6 protein-coding genes, 1 tRNA gene and 2 pseudogenes are annotated in these 18,081 nt (G+C 56.4%); 8 read left to right on the top strand and 1 reads right to left on the bottom strand.

Annotated features, from left to right (window positions below; genetic code table 11):
* Window positions 1-2: 2 nt before the first annotated feature.
* From ybgF to JFT63_RS30060, 7 genes and pseudogenes are all read left to right on the top strand, one after another.
* Window positions 3-833: a tol-pal system protein YbgF gene (gene ybgF / locus JFT63_RS08950; RefSeq protein WP_057704422.1), complete on the top strand. Its 831-nt coding sequence runs from the start codon at window positions 3-5 to the stop codon at window positions 831-833.
* A 164-nt stretch (window positions 834-997) separates the two neighbouring features.
* Window positions 998-1,645, top strand: a complete 648-nt coding sequence (gene queE, locus JFT63_RS08955; RefSeq protein WP_057704423.1) for a 7-carboxy-7-deazaguanine synthase QueE — start codon at window positions 998-1,000, stop codon at window positions 1,643-1,645.
* Between the two features lie 123 nt (window positions 1,646-1,768).
* A tRNA-Lys gene (locus tag JFT63_RS08960) sits at window positions 1,769-1,844 on the top strand.
* Between the two features lie 398 nt (window positions 1,845-2,242).
* On the top strand, window positions 2,243-3,955 hold the full coding sequence (locus tag JFT63_RS08965; RefSeq protein WP_198843798.1) for a ShlB/FhaC/HecB family hemolysin secretion/activation protein: 1,713 nt from the start codon (window positions 2,243-2,245) through the stop codon (window positions 3,953-3,955).
* A 30-nt stretch (window positions 3,956-3,985) separates the two neighbouring features.
* Window positions 3,986-16,201, top strand: a complete 12,216-nt coding sequence (locus tag JFT63_RS08970) for a two-partner secretion domain-containing protein (protein WP_233102258.1) — start codon at window positions 3,986-3,988, stop codon at window positions 16,199-16,201.
* Window positions 16,182-16,451, top strand: coding sequence for a hypothetical protein (locus JFT63_RS08975; RefSeq protein ID WP_198843799.1), 270 nt, complete (start codon window positions 16,182-16,184; stop codon window positions 16,449-16,451). Before JFT63_RS08970 ends, JFT63_RS08975 begins: the two co-directional genes overlap by 20 nt.
* Before the next feature lie 85 nt (window positions 16,452-16,536).
* A pseudogene (locus tag JFT63_RS30060) lies at window positions 16,537-16,845 on the top strand (polymorphic toxin type 50 domain-containing protein).
* A gap of 224 nt (window positions 16,846-17,069) precedes the next feature.
* On the opposite strand, the gene JFT63_RS08985 reads toward JFT63_RS30060, so the two are convergent.
* Window positions 17,070-17,330, bottom strand: coding sequence for a DUF6124 family protein (locus tag JFT63_RS08985; protein WP_198843800.1), 261 nt, complete (start codon window positions 17,328-17,330; stop codon window positions 17,070-17,072).
* A 574-nt stretch (window positions 17,331-17,904) separates the two neighbouring features.
* Between JFT63_RS08985 and JFT63_RS29550 the strand changes: the two are divergent.
* Window positions 17,905-18,078 (top strand): annotated as a pseudogene (locus JFT63_RS29550) (DUF637 domain-containing protein); the annotation flags it as partial.
* Window positions 18,079-18,081 lie beyond the last annotated feature (3 nt).

The raw sequence follows: 18,081 nt of genomic DNA on the forward strand, positions 1-18,081 counted from the left end.
TCATGCGAACGTGCCGTCGTGCTCTAACTGTATTGGCTCTCAGCTTCGCACCGCTTGCGGTGTGGGCTGCGGTTCCTGTAACGGATAGCAACTCAGGCTATAACAATAGCGGGAGCAGTTATCCGCCAGCAGGTTATGGCACGAACGGCGCCTATGCGGGGGGAGCGGCTACGTCCGCTCCCTCGGCACAGGGCGAGCTGTTCAACCAGCTGCAACGCATGCAGGATCAATTGTCGCAGCAACAAGGCGCCATTGAAGTGCTGCAGAACCAGGTGAACCAGCTCAAACAAGAAGGCCTGGAGCGATACCAGGATCTTGACCGTCGTATTGGAGCCGGTGTTGCACCTGCCGCTACTCCTGATAATTCTGCTGCCGGTGGCGCGCCAAGCGCCGCTGCCGGTGGCGCAGCAGCAGGGGCCGCCGCGGCTGCCCCTGCTGCCAGCAGTGAACCGGGCGATCCGGCGAAGGAAAAACTGTATTACGATGCAGCCTTCGACCTGATCAAGGCCAAGGATTTCGATAAGGCCAGTCAGGCCTTTACCGCATTCCTGCGCAAATACCCCAACAGCCAGTACGCGGGCAATGCTCAATACTGGCTGGGTGAGGTCAACCTGGCGAAGGGTGATTTGCAGGGGGCAGGCCAGGCTTTTGCCAAGGTCAGCCAGCTGTACCCCAAACACGCCAAGGTGCCGGACTCGCTGTACAAGCTTGCTGACGTAGAGCGCCGCCTGGGTCATACCGACAAGGTCAAAGGCATTCTGCAGCAGGTGGTTGCCCAGTATCCGGGTACCTCCGCCGCGCAGTTGGCCCAGCGCGATCTGCAACGCTTGTAAGCAATACCGCCCGTTTAGAAGAAACCCGCGCCTGGCGCGGGTTTTTTCGTTAGAATCCACGCCCTTTTATGAAACACGCTTCCTGGGGTTGACGCGTTGGCGCAATCCCTTGAAGTGCCTGACGGAGGCGGACAGCCTGTTTAGCTGTTACGCCCGTGGCGACTATGCAAGACACATTACGTATTACCGAAGTCTTTTACTCGTTGCAGGGTGAAACGCGCACTGCTGGCCTGCCCACTGTCTTTGTACGGTTGACCGGCTGCCCATTGCGCTGCCAATACTGTGACAGCGCCTACGCCTTCAGTGGCGGCACCGTGCGCACCCTCGACGACATCCTGGAACAGGTTGCCGGCTACCGGCCACGCTACGTCTGCGTGACGGGCGGTGAGCCCTTGGCGCAACCCAACGCCATCCCCTTGCTCAAGCAACTGTGCGACGCCGGCTACGAGGTGTCACTGGAAACCAGCGGCGCTCTGGACATCTCTGCGGTCGACCCGCGCGTCAGCCGAGTGGTCGACCTCAAGACCCCGGATTCCAAGGAAGCCCACCGCAACCGCTACGAGAACATCGACTTGCTGACGGTCAACGATCAGGTCAAGTTCGTCATCTGTTCCCGCGACGACTATGACTGGGCCACCTCCAAGCTGATCCAGTATGGCCTGGAGCGCCGCGCGGGCGAGGTGTTGTTCTCGCCCAGCCATCACGACCTGAACGCCCGCGACCTGGCCGACTGGGTAGTGGCGGACAACCTGCCGGTGCGCCTGCAATTGCAGCTGCACAAGTACCTGTGGAACGACGAGCCAGGGCGCTGATCAGGCGGCTGCGAGAGGCGTTCTACCCACCGAATTACCGTTCAAATGCGTTTTTTCTGATTTATTTCAAATAAGGTGTTGAATAATCCTTAGAAATCAGTATTATACGCGCCACCACACAGCGGGTCGTTAGCTCAGTTGGTAGAGCAGTTGGCTTTTAACCAATTGGTCGTAGGTTCGAATCCCACACGACCCACCATTTTTGGCGGTTTAGAAAATCCGGAAGGCCCACGCAAGTGAGGATTTCCGGGTTTTTTTTTGCCTGTCATTTGGCCTGGCCGAGTCGACCTTGGGTCAGCGTCTGCTCAGATTCCCGTTGTCGCCCAGACATTCCTTAAATCAATCAAATATTCATGCGCGGACCGGCGTTGGCCGAATAGTCCGATCGTTTGTGTGCGTGTTCAATGTGTATCAAGTCTGATACCGCTTGTCGGAAAATCCTTCAAGATTTCAGTCGATATTTATTTATTTTTAATATTTACGTTAAAAATCATAGTGTTAGTTGTTTGTAGGAAATTTCCTAAAGTTTAGTCAGTTTATTGGCGCGCCCGTCCAGTGATGTTAGTTTGCCATCCTTCGTCACGCGATGGATCGAACATGCCTGCCTCACTGCCACGGACTCGGTATTCACTGAGCATTGCCCTGCTTGCCTGCCTCGCTTCCCACGGAGTGATGGCGGCAACCCTGCCGGGTGATCAGGACCTGATCCGCGAGCGGCAAAACCGCCTGTTGGAAGACCAACAGCGCCGCCTTGAGCAGCTCAAGGAACTGCCCGGCAAAGAGGCCAGGCCCGAAGCGCCGGCAGCCCCGGTGGACAGCCGTTGCTTCCCGATCCAAACCATTGAACTCCAGGGTGCCGACCACCTGCCTGCCGCTGAACGCGAGCGTCTGCTCAAATCGTACGCCGGTCAGTGCCTGGGCGTCGCACAACTCAATGCCCTGCTCAAAGACATCACCAACTACTACATCGACAAAGGCCTGGTCACCAGTCGCGCCTACTTGCCGCAGCAGGATATGTCCAAAGGGCATCTGCAAGTCCTGGTGGTGGAAGGCAAGCTTGAAGGCCTGAAGGGCGCCGACAGCAGCAAGTTGTCGGATCGCGAACTGGCCATGGCCTTTCCCGGCAAAAGCGGCGAGATATTGAACCTGCGAGAAATCGAACAGGCCGTCGACCAGCTCAACCGTTTGCCGTCCAACCAAGCCCAAATGGAACTGACCCCAGGCGATGCCGTGGGCGGCAGCTCAGTGTTGGTCAAAAACAACCCGCAAAAGCCATGGCGTGCCAGCCTGTCGCGTAACAACGATGGCCAGAAAAGCACCGGCGAACAGCAGTGGGGCACCGGCTTTGAATGGGACAGCCCGCTGGGCCTGGCCGATCAGCTGATTTTGCGCGGCGGCCACGACGCGGTCAGCGACCACCAGAAAACCGCCAAGAACGCGATGCTCTACTACAACGTGCCCTGGGGCTGGTGGAACTTTAGCTACAGCTACAACCAGAGCGACTACCGTTCGGTCGTTCAGGGCGATGGTTTCGACTTCAAGCAAACCGGGGGCAGTGAAAACCATCAGATGCGCGCCGAACGGGTGATCCACCGCGATGCCGTGAGCAAAACGTCGGTCAACGTCGGCCTGTCCCACTTGCGCACCAACAACTACATCGAAAGCAGCCGCCTCAAAGAAAGCAGCAATCGCCTCAGTGAGCTGCAACTGGGCATCAACCATGGTCGTCGTATCGGCAGCGCGTTCGTCAACGTCGATGTAGGCATGCAAAACGGCACCGGCGCCTTCGACGCCCAAGGCAATCACAACCCTCGGCCTGGCGTGCCGGATGCGCGTTACCGTAAATACACCGCCACCGTCAGCTACCTGCAACCCTTCACGCTGTGGGGCGAGTCGTTCAGTTTCACCAGCCTGGCCACCGGCCAACGCAGCGAAGACGTGCTGTTCAGCCCCCAGCGCATGAGCCTCGGCGGCTCGGCGTCGGTACGCGGCTACAAGGATCAGCAACTGACCGGTGACAACGGCGGCTACTGGCGCAATGACCTGCGCTGGAGTCGCCCGGTGACCCTCGGTTGGCTGCGCCCGGTGTTCGGTGAATACGGTGCCAGCGTGGGCTACGACCAGGGCGTGATCCGCAATGGTCGCTACAACGGCGAAGTGCACGGCCGCGTCTCAAGCAACTCCCTTGAGCTGTTCGCCCGCGGCCAACACGTGAGCACCAGCGTGACCTTTGCCCACTCGCTGGAACGACCGGCCGCGATGCTTGAGCGCGAAGCACCGATCTACTTCCGTATGGATTTCTTCCTGTAATTCAACGCCCAGTTGCAACGAGAATTTGAAATGGATGTTCGCCAATTTGCCTTCCTGGTTCGCCAGCCCTCTGCTGCCCTGAAAAGCCGTGACGCGTTCCTCGGCCTGCCCAAACGTGGCCTGGCACTGATCCTGGCCAACGCGCTGTTCTGGCAACCGCTGCTGGCCCAGGCCGAAGGCATCGTGGTCAGCGCCCCCGGCACCACTGTGGGCGCGGCGGGCAATGGCGTACCGGTGGTGAACATCGCCACCCCCAATGGCAGTGGCCTGTCCCACAACCAGTTCAAGGACTACAACGTCGGCACCAACGGCGTGATCCTCAACAACGCCACCGAACGCACTCAATCCACGCAACTGGGCGGCATCATCCTCGGCAACCCGAACCTGCAAGGCCGCGCCGCCAACATCATCCTCAACGAAGTCAACGGCGGCAGCCCCAGCCAACTGCGCGGCTACACCGAAGTGGCGGGGCAGTCGGCCAAGGTCATCGTTGCCAACCCCTACGGCATCAGTTGCAACGGCTGCGGCTTCATCAACACCCCAAACGTCACCCTGACCACCGGCAAACCGATACTCGACGCAAGCGGCCAATTGCAGCGTTACCAAGTCGATGGCGGCGCCGTGACCATCGACGGCCAAGGCTTGAACGCCGATAACGTCGACCGTTTCGAAATCATCACCCGCTCGGCCAGGATCAATGCGCAGATCAATGCGCGCAACTTGAGCGTGGTTGCCGGGCGCAATGACGTCGATGCTAAAAGCCTGCACGCCACTGCCCGCGCCGATGACGGCAGTGCCAAGCCGGAGCTGGCGATTGACTCGACGGCGTTGGGTGGGATGTATGCGGGAGCGATCAAACTGGTCGGGACCGAGGCCGGGGTTGGGGTGAAGCTCGACGGGGCGCTGATCGCCAGTGGGGGCGATATTCAACTCGATGCCAATGGCCAATTGAAGCTGGCCCAAGCCAAAGCCGAGAACGGCGCGATTGCGGTCAACGCGGCCAGCGTGCTGACCCAGGGCGCGGTGCATGCCGGTACCACGCTGACCGTGCAAAGCCAGGGTGACCTGAACAACCAGAGCAACCTGAGTGCTCGTGACCACATCACGCTGTCCAGCGGTGGCCAACTGAACAACCGCGGCATTATCGAGTCCGGCGTTAACCTGGACCTTAGCCGTAATGCCACAGGGGATATCAGTCTCAGCGCGCAGAGCCTCAACAACACTGGCAGCAGTGTGGTTTCCAGCCGAAAACTGACCGTCAACGCCGCGCAGGCCTTGAACAATCAGGGTGGAACCTTGAGCGCCAAACAGGCCGCCCACATTAGCGCAGGTACCCTGGACAACCAGAACAAAGGCCGCGTGTTGAGCTCGGGTGGTCTTGAACTGAACGCCAACCAGTTGCTCAACGCCCAGGGTGGACTGGTCACCAGCAGCGGGCCGTTAACCGCTACTGTCGGCCAGTTGAGCAACCGCAGCGGCGAGGTGTCCAGCCTGGGCGCCGCAACGCTGAATATCGCCACGCTGGACAACGTCGCGGGCGTCGTCACGGCCAATCAGGGCCTGCGCATCACGGCCAGTGGCGCCATCAATAACCAGGGCGGCAAACTCACCAGCCTGGATACATTGAGCCTTACCGCAAAGGCGGTGGATAACAGTGCAGCCGGGCGCATTGCCAGCAACCAGGCATTGGCCGCCAATGTCGCCAGCTTGAACAACAACGCCGGGCAATTGACCAGTGTCACTTCGCTGACACTGGACGTGAACAAGGGCCAGTTGAACAACCAGAGCGGCGTGATCCGTGGTTCGCTGCTGGCGTTGAACAACCTCGCTGACGTTGCCAACCAGAGCGGCGAAATTTCCAGTGCCCAGCGTTTCACCGTTACGGCTAATAGCCTGAACAACAGCAGCGGCAGATTGCTCAGCGACCAGGGCTTGAGCCTGCGGCTGGATGGCATGTTGTCCAACATTGGCGGTGAAGTGTCCAGCGCCAACGCTACTGACCTGCGTGCAGCCAGCCTGGATAACGCAGGGGGCAAAGTCACCGGTGATACCGCGTTAACGATCAAGGTAGGCGGAGCGCTGAACAACCGCCAAGGCGTGCTCGGTAGCGGCCAGGCGGTATCCATCAGCGCCGCAAGCCTCGACAACCGAGGCGGCAAGGTCAGCGCCGATAAGGACATGCAACTCAACGTTTCCCAGTTGAATAACCAGAACAATGGTCTGCTCAGTGGCCAGGCGGCGATCCGTTATCTGGGCGGTACCTTGAACAATCAGGGGGGGCTGCTCAGTGCAGTAGGGCCGGTGCGTCTGGACGCGACGACTGTGGAAAACGCCAGTGGGCGGATTTCCAGCAAAGGCGATCTCACGGCTAACGTGACCCATCTCAATCAGCAAAAAGGTGAGCTGGTTGCCCAAGGCTCCATGAGCCTGACCGGCGACACGCTCGATAACAGCGGCGGCGGTCTGGTCGGCTCGACCCAGGCACTGACCCTGGCCGTCGATGACATCAACAACCAGGCCGGGGAAATCTCCAGCGCCGCAGACGTGAACCTCGCAGGTAGCGGCCTGAATAACAGCAGTAATGGCAAGGTATTGGCCGGTACCAACCTGGGGCTCACGGTGGCGCAGGTCATCAACCAGAGCGAGGGCCTGCTGTTTGCCAAGGGCCAAGTGACGCTGCAAGGCCAGAGCCTGGACAACAGCAGCGGTACGGTGTCTGGCCAGCAAGGTGTGAGCCTGACCCACAACGGCGGCGTGAATAACTCCGCCGGCCTGATCACCAGCGAAGGCTCCATCAGCGGCACAGCGGCGGTGCTGAATAACACAGCGGGCAAGGTGTCGAGCGCCGGTGCCATCGCCCTTAGCGTCACCGACGCACTGACCAATCAAAACGGCGCAGTGACAACCGACCAAGGCTTGACTCTTAACAGCGCCAGCCTGGACAACCGTGCCGGCACCCTCAGCGCCAAGGGCGCGGTAAGTGTGTCCACCGGTGGTTTTGACAACACTCAAGCCGGTAGCCTGATCAGCAATGACACCCTGACCCTGACGGCCGGCCAGGTCAGCAACGGCAAAGACAGTCGTATCGCCAGCGACAAAGATCTGCTCGCCAGTGTGAAGGGTTTCGACCAGCAAGGCGGGCAGCTCTTCAGCAAGACATCGCTGAGCCTGGACTTGAACAACGGTCAACTGAACAACCAGCAAGGCCTGATCAACGCACCGTTGCTGATGCTGAAAAATCTCAGCGACGTCAACAACCAGGGCGGCGAGATTTCCAGCGTGCAGGCATTCACCCTGGCCAGCAAAAGCCTGGATAACAGCAACGGCAAGCTCATCAGCAATCAAGCGCTGACCCTGCGCGTCGATCAAGCCTTGAACAACATCAAAGGCCTGATCTCTGCGGCTGCGTTGCAGGTTCAGACAGCCAGCCTGGATAACAGCGGCGGCCTGATCAGCAGCCGCGGTGAACTGGGCGTTACGGTTGACGGTATTTTCAACAATCAAAATGGCTCGGTGGTGGGGGACGGCAACGTCCAACTCGCTTCCGCCAGCGTGGATAACACCGATGGGCAGCTTTCCAGCAAAGGTGATCTGACGGCTAACGTCGCGACGACTATCAACCACAACGGCGCCCTGGTCGCCCAGGGTGCGCTTTCCCTTACCGGTCAGCGCCTGGATAACCGGCAAAATGGATTTGTGGGCGCCAACCAACGTATCGACATGAAGGTGGGTGAGGTCGATAACCGCAGTGGCGAGATTTCCAGCAAAGCCGCGGTGGCGCTGACCGGCCAACGCCTTGATAACAGTGACGGCGGCCTGGTGCTCGCCGCGACCGACTTGACGCTGAACGTCGATGACGTACTCAACCGTAACAAGGGCCAACTCAGCGGCCAGAATGGTGTGACCCTGGAAGGCACCACGCTGGACAACAGCGACGGCAGCCTTATCAGCCAAACAGACCTTGGCCTTGAACTCAGCGGCGAGCTGAATAACAACCAAGGGCGGCTGAGCAGTGAAGGTCTGTTGACCGTCGACGCTGGGAGTCTGAACAACCGTAAAGGCAAGCTGTCCAGTGCTGGGGCATTGGACGTCACCGCCCACGGCGCCGTCGATAACCAGGGCGGTGAGATGGTCACCGACGCAGGTCTGACCCTGAACAGCACCAGCCTGGACAACAGCCAGAAAGGTACGTTGAGCAGCAAAAGTGCGTTGGTCATCACCACCGGCGCATTCGACAACAGCCACTCCGGCAACGTCAGCACCCGCGACACGCTGAATATTACCGCAGGGCAATTGACCAACCACGACGCTGGCCGCCTGACCAGCGAAAAAGCGCTGACTGCCAACGTCACCGGCCTGGACCAACAAGGCGGGAAGCTCTTCAGCAACACGTCTGTCGCACTGGACCTGAAAAACGGCCAGTTGAATAACCAGGGCGGCCTGATCAACGGCCCGCTGTTGATGTTGAAAAACCTCAAGGGCGTGAACAACCAGGGCGGTGAAATCTCCAGTGCCCAAGCCTTCACACTGACCGCCGACAGCCTGGATAACAGCAGCGGTAAATTGCTCAGCTACCAGGCCCTGACCCTGCGCATCACCCAGGCCCTGAATAACGTTAAAGGCCTGATTGCCGCCCAGTCCGTCGACGGCCGCGCCGCCACCCTGGACAACAGCGGTGGCACCCTGACCAGCCGTGGCGACACGTTGCTTAATGTCGACGGCCAGCTCACCAACCAGGATAAGGGGTTGATCAACGCGGCTAATGCTCTAACCCTCAACAGCGCGGGTGTGAACAACCAGGGCGGTTCTGTGTTGGGCAAGTCGATTGCCATCGACCTGGGCGGCGGTGACCTGAACAACACCAAGGGCTTGATCACCACCGAAGGTCAACTGACCATCAAACGCCTGCGCGACCTGAGCAACCAGAGTGGTGAGATTTCCACCGCGCAAAACCTCACCCTCAATGGCCGCACGCTGGATAACAGCGCAGGCAAACTGATCAGCAACACTGTGCTCACTCTGGTCGGCACCCAGCTGACTAACCAAGGTGGCCTGATCTCGGGTTGGCAAGGTGTCAGTGTCAATGGCGTGGACTTGGACAACCGCAACCAAGGCACCGTCTCCAGCCGTTTTGGCAACGTCGATGCCACGCTGAGCAACAACCTGCTCAACAGCGGTGCCGGTGCGCTGGTCAGCCAAAAAGCCCTGACCGTCAAAGCTGACAGCCTCGACAACAGCGACAAAGGCATCCTTTCCAGTGCGGGCGGGCAAACCCTGACCGTCACCGGGGTGCTCAACAACACCCAAGGTGGGTTGATCGACAGCGGCGCGGCCCTCGACCTGAACGTGCATACACTCAACAACGCAGGCGGCACGGTCAACGCGCAACAGGCCCTCAGCCTTATCGGCACCAGCCTCGACAACAGCGCCGGCAACCTGATCGGCAACGGCAGCGTAACCCTCGATCTGCTCGGCGCCCTGACCAACACCGACGGCAAACTTGCCAGCGCCGGTGCGCTGCTGCTCAAACGCGCCACTGAGGTCAACAACCAGGGCGGCCAACTGGTCAGCCAAAGCTTGCTGACCCTGTTCGCGGGCAGCCTGGACAACCGCAAACGCGGCACCATCGCGTCCAACGGCACGCTGCTGGCCACCACCACCGGCGCCATCCAAAACGACGGCGACGGGTTGATCTACAGCCAGAACGCCGATCTGAAACTCAAGGCCGCCAGCCTCGACAATGCCAAGGGCTCGATCCAAAGCCAGACCGCCCTGAACCTCGACATCACCGGCGCCCTCGACAACCAAAGCGGCAAAGTCATCGCGCAAAATGGCGCTGTCGACATCAAGGCCACAACCATCGACAACCGTGGCGGCACCCTGGCCAGCCTCAAGGGCACTCTGCAAGCCAAAGCGCTGGGTGGCTTGCTGCGCAACGACTTCGATCTGAGCAACAACCGTCAGGCCGGCATCATCCAGGCACAAAGCCTGATCCTCACCAGTGCCAGCCTCAACAACAACGGCGGCCGCATCGCCGCGCAAACCGGCGACACCGACGTCACCACCGGCGCCTTCGACAACCGCGATGGCGGGCTGTACGCCAAAGGGATGGTCAAGGTCATTGGCAACAGTTTTGATAACAGCGGTGATGTGCGCGGCCAGGTGGCAGGCGGGCAGGTGGACCTCAAGCTCAGTGGCGGGGCGCTGAACAACCAGAAAGGCATTATTGAAAGTGACACCACGCTGAAGGTCGAGGCAGATAGCGTGGATAACCAGGGCGGGCAACTGCGGGCTTTGGGCAAGAGCGGTAAGACTGACTTTCAGATTGGGGGTGTGTTTGATAACCGCAACGGCAGACTGGAAACCGCCAGCACTGACCTGACGCTCAACGGCACTCTTCAGAATACTGGTGGCAGTGTGCTGCACGCCGGTAATGGCACATTCGACATCAGCATGGCCAACCTGACTGGTGCTGGGGGCAACCTCATCACCCGCGGGGGCTTGACGCTAACTGCTGACGAGTGGACCAACAGCAGCGTGATTCAGGCGGGGCGGTTGACGGTCAACGTCAAGACGCTCAACCAGAGCGCAGGGGGCCAGTTGCTGGCCTCCGACAGCCTAATAGGTGATGGTGGTAATTGGGGTAATGATGGGTTGATTGCCAGTGACGGTAACCTCAAGTTGACGCTGGGCGGAGCCTATAGCGGCAGTGGTCGAGTCAGCAGCGTCGGGACCCTTGATGTAACCGCCTCGCAACTGACCCTCAACGAACCGGCAAGTATGGCCGGTGGCGGAATGACCACGGTGAACGTCGAAGGGCAGTTGATCAACCGCGGACGCTTGACCTCCGACAGCGGGATGAGGATCAACGCTACGGGTGTCAGCAACCTGGGTACCTTGGCCAGTACGAAGAACCTGCTAATCAATGCACAAACCCTGACTAATGATCGCATTCGAACGAATGAAGGGTCGTTGCTGTTCAGTGGTGGCGATATGAGGTTACAGGTAGGAACACTGACCAATACCTATAGCGATATCTATAGCGTTGGGGCGATTGACGTGGGGGGCTATAACGACACCGAGAGGGCATCGCGAGTGGATAACCTGTCGGGGCGGATTGAGTCGATGGGTGATATGTCGCTGAAGGCGGCGGTTGTGAGCAATAAGATGGAGGGGTTTAGTGTTAATTCAACTAATCAAACACTCTCCTCTATTGGTGTTAGATGTTTTGATTGTGATTATTCAGAGGATGGGGCGAATGTCATTCGCTCGCATATCGTCTGGCAGCAAAAATTCGATGTTGAAGCAAGTGGTGAGCGAGTAACATCAAGTATAATTTCGGGGGGGGAATTAGATGTACGTGGTGATAAGTTCGAGAATTTCAATTCGACAGTTTCGGCTGTTGGTGATGTCGATATTAAAGTTGTTGACTTTATAAATACTGCCAGTGCGCTAGGAGGCTACTCAAGCCTAAAATATATTGCTATGCGCCCTTCAATAGGCTTGTGGGTGAAGATATTTAATTATAATGCTGTTAATGATCCGGCTTATAATAAAAGTATTCGTTTTTGGAATGCGGCAGAAAAAGAGTCGATAGTTGGGCTTAAGCATCCAACTTATACTAATCAATCTATCGCTACTTACTATTATTATTTTGGCGCCAAGGGGGGGCTTGGGGCCAGTATTCCTAAATCACGGTATTCTCCAGGTGTAACAAGTCAAGCACCGGCAGAAATTATCAATGCAGTACCGTTCGCCGAAAAAATAATCGCTTCCGACGGCGCGAGCTTCGTTCCTGCCATCCTTCAAGCCGGTGGTAACGTCACTATCAACGCGACCAACAAAATTACCAACGGTGTCGAGCGCTCATTCAGCTCTATAACAGCCGGCCCGTTGCGAAGCGTCAATGCCCAGGTTGTCGGTAATGGTAGTCCGAGCATTATAAATCTAAATCGGCAACTGCCAGCCGATCTCGCTCAACAGCAGGTCAATCCTTTGGCTCTACCAGGATTTCACTTGCCTACCGGCCAAAATGGCTTATTCCGTCTTAGTGGGCAAAGCAGCAGTACACCGGTCACGGTCGGCCCCCAAAGCTGGAGCATGGGGCGCGCAGAGGTCAGTGTCACCCAGCGTGAACAAGTTGTACCAATTGCGCAGGGCAGACAAGTTCAGTTGAGTGCCGTGCCCCAGGTGTCGGTCAGTACCATGGATCAGATCCACGTCGCTGAGCAGGCGGGAGGTATTGTCGCTCCGATTGAGAACGCTAATGTCGTAGCGGTTGAGAGTGTAGCCTCGGACGGAGTACTTCCCGAGCGCGCGGTTGCCAGTGGAGTTACGCAACTTGCTCCGTTGGGGGCCTTGGCGACTCAAGTAGATACCCAGACGATCAACCGCGTACAAGGCCTGCCTTTCAGCACCTTTGTCTCTCAGCCAAATAAATACCTGATCGAGACCAACCCAGCCCTCACCGACCTCAAGCAATTTATGAGCTCGGATTATTTGCTCTCGAAGCTGGGCTACAACCCGGATGATAGCTGGAAGCGCCTGGGTGATGGCTTCTATGAGCAACGCCTGATCCAGCAAGCGGTGATAGCCCGCACCGGTCAACGCTTTCTTGCCGGACAAGACACCGATGAAAAACTGTTCAGGTATTTGATGGACAACGCCATCAAGAGCAAGCAGGAACTGAACCTTGCTGTCGGCGTGAGCTTGACCTCAGAACAGGTCGCAGCATTGACCCACGACATCGTCTGGCTAGAAACGAATGAGGTGAGTGGTGAACGGGTTCTGGTACCAGTGCTTTATCTGGCTCATGCGAATAACCGATTGGCACCTAATGGCGCTTTGATTGCGGGTAAAAACATCAACTTCATCGCCGGCCAAAACTTGGAAAACTATGGCACCTTGCGTGCCAGTCACAATCTGTCTGCGGAGATCGGAAACGATATTATCAACAGTGGCCTGATTGAGGCTGGCAATCGAGTAAATCTGCTGGCGGGTAGCAATATCGTCAACAAGTCCGGCGGCATTATCGCCGGACGTGATGTTTCACTGGAGACCATAAGGGGGGACGTGGTCAACGAGCGTAGCGTTACAGGGGCAGGCTATAACATCGGGTTTTCAAAACACAACGATTACGTCGACAGTGCTGCTCGTATTGAGGCCGCCAACGATATTATCCTCAAGGCAGGTCGAGATATCACCAACCCCGGTGGTGCATTACAAAGCGGCCGCGATATGACGATCCGTGCGGGGCGAGACGTCAATCTGATTGCCGCAGAAGAACACAACACCATAAATAGCGGCAGGCGTTATCGCACAGAGGGCATTACTCAAAACGGTTCCAGCGTTGAAGCCGGGCGCGATCTGAACGTCATCGCCGGGCGTGACTTAACTGTTATCGCCAGCCAGATAGAGGCCAAACGCGACATCGCCATGAACACTGGAGGCAATATGTTCCTGGCCTCCGGCGCTGACGAAGAGCACTCCTATAAAAAGACATCAAGCACCAAGCGCCAGGAAGATCATGTCAGCCAGGTCTCTACCACATTGACAGCCGGTGGCGATGTTGCGCTCAGCGCTGGCAAGGATTTGGCGCTGATCGCGAGTCGTATAACCGCAGGTGACGAGGCGTACTTGGTGGCCGGTAATAATCTTGGTCTTCTCGCTGCTGAAGACAGTGATTACTCGTTGTACGACATGAAGAAAAAGGGAGGCTTGGGATCGGGGAAATCCCAGCGCGATGAAGTGACCAATGTCACCAATATTGGCAGTGAGATCAAGACCGGTGGTGATCTCACGCTACAGAGTGTGGGGGACCAGAAGTATCAGGTTGCCAAACTCAACAGCGGTGATGACCTTACTCTCGTCAGCGGCGGAGCGGTGGAGTTTGAAGGGGTAAAAGACCTTCATCAGGAAAGCCATGAGAAGAGCAAAAGCAGCTTCGCCTGGACCAGTGCCAAAGGCCGGGGTAACACCGATGAGACGTTACGCCAGACGGAAATGGTGGCGCAGGGGAAACTCGCAATCAAGGCGGTAGATGGGCTCAAGATCGACATCAAGCAGATCGACCAGCAAACCGTTAGCCAGACGATTAATGTGATGGTCAAGGCTGATCCGCAGTTGGCTTGGTTGAAGGATGCTGAAAAGCGTGGGGACGTGGATTGGCGCCAGGTAAAGGAGGTTCACGAGAGCTTTAAATACAGCAACTCTAGCCTCGGGCAAGGGGCGATGCTGGCGATCATTATCATTGTATCGGTGTTGACGGCTGGAGCGGCTAGCGGTCCGCTCGGTACCGCGTTTGCGGGAGCCGGGTCTGCGGGCTCTGGCACCGCGATGGCGGCGGCCGGTAGTTCGGCGATGGTATCAGCAGGTACAGCAGCCGGGACAGCGGCTGCAGGGTGGGGCAATGTCATGGCCACCACCGCATTGTCGTCGGTGGCGAGCAACAGCGCCGTCAGCTTTATCAATAATGGAGGAAACATTGGATCGACGTTTAAGGACATAACTTCAAGTAGCAGTCTGAAAAAATATGCTTCTGGAGCATTGACGGCAGGGTTCACTGCTGGGGTTTTGGATCCGGCATTCGGGGTTACGGGCGATAACGTCAACAGAGTCACCAAAGGCTTTAATCTCAGCTCCGCATCGGATGTCGGCAAGTTTGCGGCTTATTCAGGCGCTCAGGGCGCAGCACAGGCGGGCTTTGGTACCGCGCTACAAGGTGGCAGCCTTGGTGACAACCTCAAACAATCGCTGGTCTCCCAGGCGCAAGGTGTTCTGCGCGGGGTTGCCTTCAATGCGGTTGGCGACTTTGCGGAACATAAAGAATGGGATAACGCGAGCGTTGAGAAAACGACGCTGCACGCGCTGGTTGGTGGCTTGCTCAGTGAGGCGGCAGGCGAAGGGTTTGTCACAGGGGCGATGGCCGCGGGGGCAAACGAGGCGTTGAGCGAGCGATTGAGCACCCTAGTGAAAGGCAATACGCAGTTGGAACTGGCAGCCTCGCAGTTGGTGGGGCTTACGACAGCCGCGTTAGTTGGGGGGGATCTGCAAACAGGGATCAATATTGCAAAAGACGCGACTGCCTACAATCGGCAGTTACACACGAACGACACCAAGCTCGCAAAGCAGCTGGCTGATAGAAGTGGTGGAAAATACACCGCTGATCAAATCGAGGAGCAACTGAGACTTTCTCATGTCAATGGCACCGATATTGGCCCGGCTACTGACATAGTTGCCTCGAGGGATCAGATCTACGATCCCGCTGCAAAGTGGATCAAGTTGGATAACGGACAGTATCTACAGCAATTCGCCAAGCTTGACCTGGATGTCGTTGCCTATATTAAGGAGTCGACCAACGCATACAGCTGGGCTGCATTCCCGGCAACACCTAATCCGGATTGGAGCAAAACGCCTTCTATCAGTGACGCGCAACGTGACCGGCTCTCCGGCCGGGAGTTGGATGCCCAGGGTGGCTACCGCACATCTGTCGTAGTAGATGGCAAAGTATTTACGCCCCGTAGCCTTCCTTGTGCGGATGCATCATGTGTGGCGAGTGGAGCCAATATAGACCGCAGTGATCCTGAAACGATGCGGTGGGAAAATGCGGTAAATGCGAAAGCCGCCCAAGATATACTGCTGGCAGCTTCGGTCGCCCCAGTACCGACGTCTTGGGTCGGAAAGCTCATTGGGTCAATTTTTGGCAAGGTTGCAGTCAAAGAGGCTACGATTGCGGGTGAGGCAGCGGTTGTGGACGCCTCGAAGGGAATTGTTGGATCAGGTGCAAAAGGAGAATTGGGGAGAATTGAGCCACCCATTCCCAAAGTAGATGTCACAAATGATTTTATGATGAGTGTGTCCAATGGGGGGACTACTCTTAGGTACGGCAATCCTGAGGGTGTAGCAGGATTGGTCCTGAATGTGGATAAAGCGGGAGTGCTGGGATTTGAGATTCGGGCAGCACAGAATCATCCCTTTTACGATGCATCGGGCACTGATATGTTCGCCAGCGCAATGCAACGCCTCGACAATGAAGGCATTCAGGTCAATCAAATCCGTGGGGCTTGGGAGGCGGGTACTGACAGCGTTAATACTGCTCAGTATCTGCAGAATATTGCCAATGGGATGTCAAAAGAAAATGCTGCTTTGAGTACTTGGACAGGCCAAATATCCCAGAAATACGGATATACGAAGGTCGAAAAAATTGACACCATTGGCGGAATTATCTATGTCACTTTCGGAAAATAGACATTTGTTAGCGCACATACTGGACGGAAAGTCGCCAAGCATTGTGTTGAACATGATGCTGGAGGTCGTTCCTGATTTAGATAAATACGCTTTAGCAGATATTTTTTTGGAAGAGTTTTATCGTTTGGATAGTAGAATCCTTCCTGTAATATGGAAATGGAAGAGTGCCAAGTCGATTAGAGGTATATCTGATCGGCAATTCGATGAGGCAGTGCTTGCGCAGATGAGATCTGCGGGTTACATAGTGTAAATAGTTTGGGAGAAACCCCGAGAGTTTCTCTCGAATCATTGGTGCAAAAGCGACAGGTACGTCGCTGGACAACGTAGCTAGTAGCATCCATGCTGGTCAGCAAGGCAAGCATATTCTGGGGCATAACAATTTTCTTCCAAGACGCAGCCATCTTAATGAGGGGGCGATCCTCAAATAACTGTTGAATGGCGCTCAGGCGGGAGAGTTTCGTGTCGTCGGTTAAGGTTCAAGAGGGCAGCCAATAGTTGATTTTGCAAAAAATATTGGTGTTGATGGCTCATCGGGCTTGGCGACAAGATATGGAACAATACATTTGGGTAAGAACGGAGCGCATATTGTTCCAGAAAAGTGGGCGGATTTATTTGAGCGGGAAAGCGGCGAATTTATTTGTTAAGCCTGTTTGCAATGGTGGTTGACTTGAAAGTATGACGCTTTTATTTTTCTATGATGGCGGCTAGCTCTTTAATAATGTGGCTTTGTTTTTTGTGCGCGGTAGCTTGATGCTGGCTAGCCAGCATCAATTTATTTATGAAAAGTGCATGTTTGTAAAATTAAAGCGTTAGATGGGGTAGATCACGATTTTCGATTAAAGACGAGGCGATCTACCCTTACCTAATCCTATGTATTAAGATCAAAGCTTACTGGACTCGTTTTTTTCAAAGCGTCATTTACTAAAAGGTGTGCGCTTCCGATTAACTGGGCCAACCCGAAGGTTTGAAGCCGCTGTGATCCGCTTGAGGAAAACGCCTGTTCATTAGCCATGGCTGACGCCGAAGCTAAAAGCTCACTTGCATTTACTAATGCTTCTTCGGAGCTCAAGCCTGGCCTCACATTGAAAACACTGTTAGTCATATCGTCATCATCTATTTGTGTTTTCATGAGCAACACTCCAATGCACCACACATTGAGTGAGCGTTAACGGCAGAGTGCAAACACCTCACCACGACCTTTACTTCAATATCTCGACAATTTCGATTTGTAGAAGACATCCACTCGATCCTCAGACAGTTAAGAGGCCACCACCTTCGTTGCGACACGAGTGGGTGGTGGACCGTGCGAGGGTCGCAAACCGGTGTCCGAGGGTACCGGCCGGGCAAAAGCCCGCCTCACACGGTCCACCATAGATGCGGTAAGCAGGCATAAAAAAGCGCCTGCTACAGAGCTATGGCGCTACCGCGCCTCAGACTACTTCAGGTTGCGACACCCGGCCACAGGATTTACTGCGACGGCGAATCCTAGCCAAGTTACTTCCCAAGGCTCAACCTCGTCAGGCCGTGGGAAAGTTCCGAAGCTCGGTAATACGGTAGAAAGGCTTCGAAAAATTCAGTTTCTAATCAACCATAACGATTTATTCCGCTTCTACGGAGGCTAGGCCGCAAAGGCTGGTCACCCAGGTTCCGCATCGGATGTCGGCAAGTTTGCGGCTTATTCAGGGGCTCAGGGCGCAGCACAGGCGGGCTTTGGTACCGCGCTACAAGGTGGCAGCCTTGGTGACAACCTCAAACAATCGCTGGTCTCCCAGGCGCAAGGTGTTCTGCGCGGGGTTGCCTTCAATGCGGTCGGCGACTTTGCGGATCATAAAGAGTGGGATAACGCGAGCGTTGAAAAAACGACGCTGCACGCGCTGGTC

The organism is Pseudomonas sp. MF7453 (genome assembly GCF_016405455.1).
GTDB lineage: Bacteria > Pseudomonadota > Gammaproteobacteria > Pseudomonadales > Pseudomonadaceae > Aquipseudomonas > Aquipseudomonas paralactis.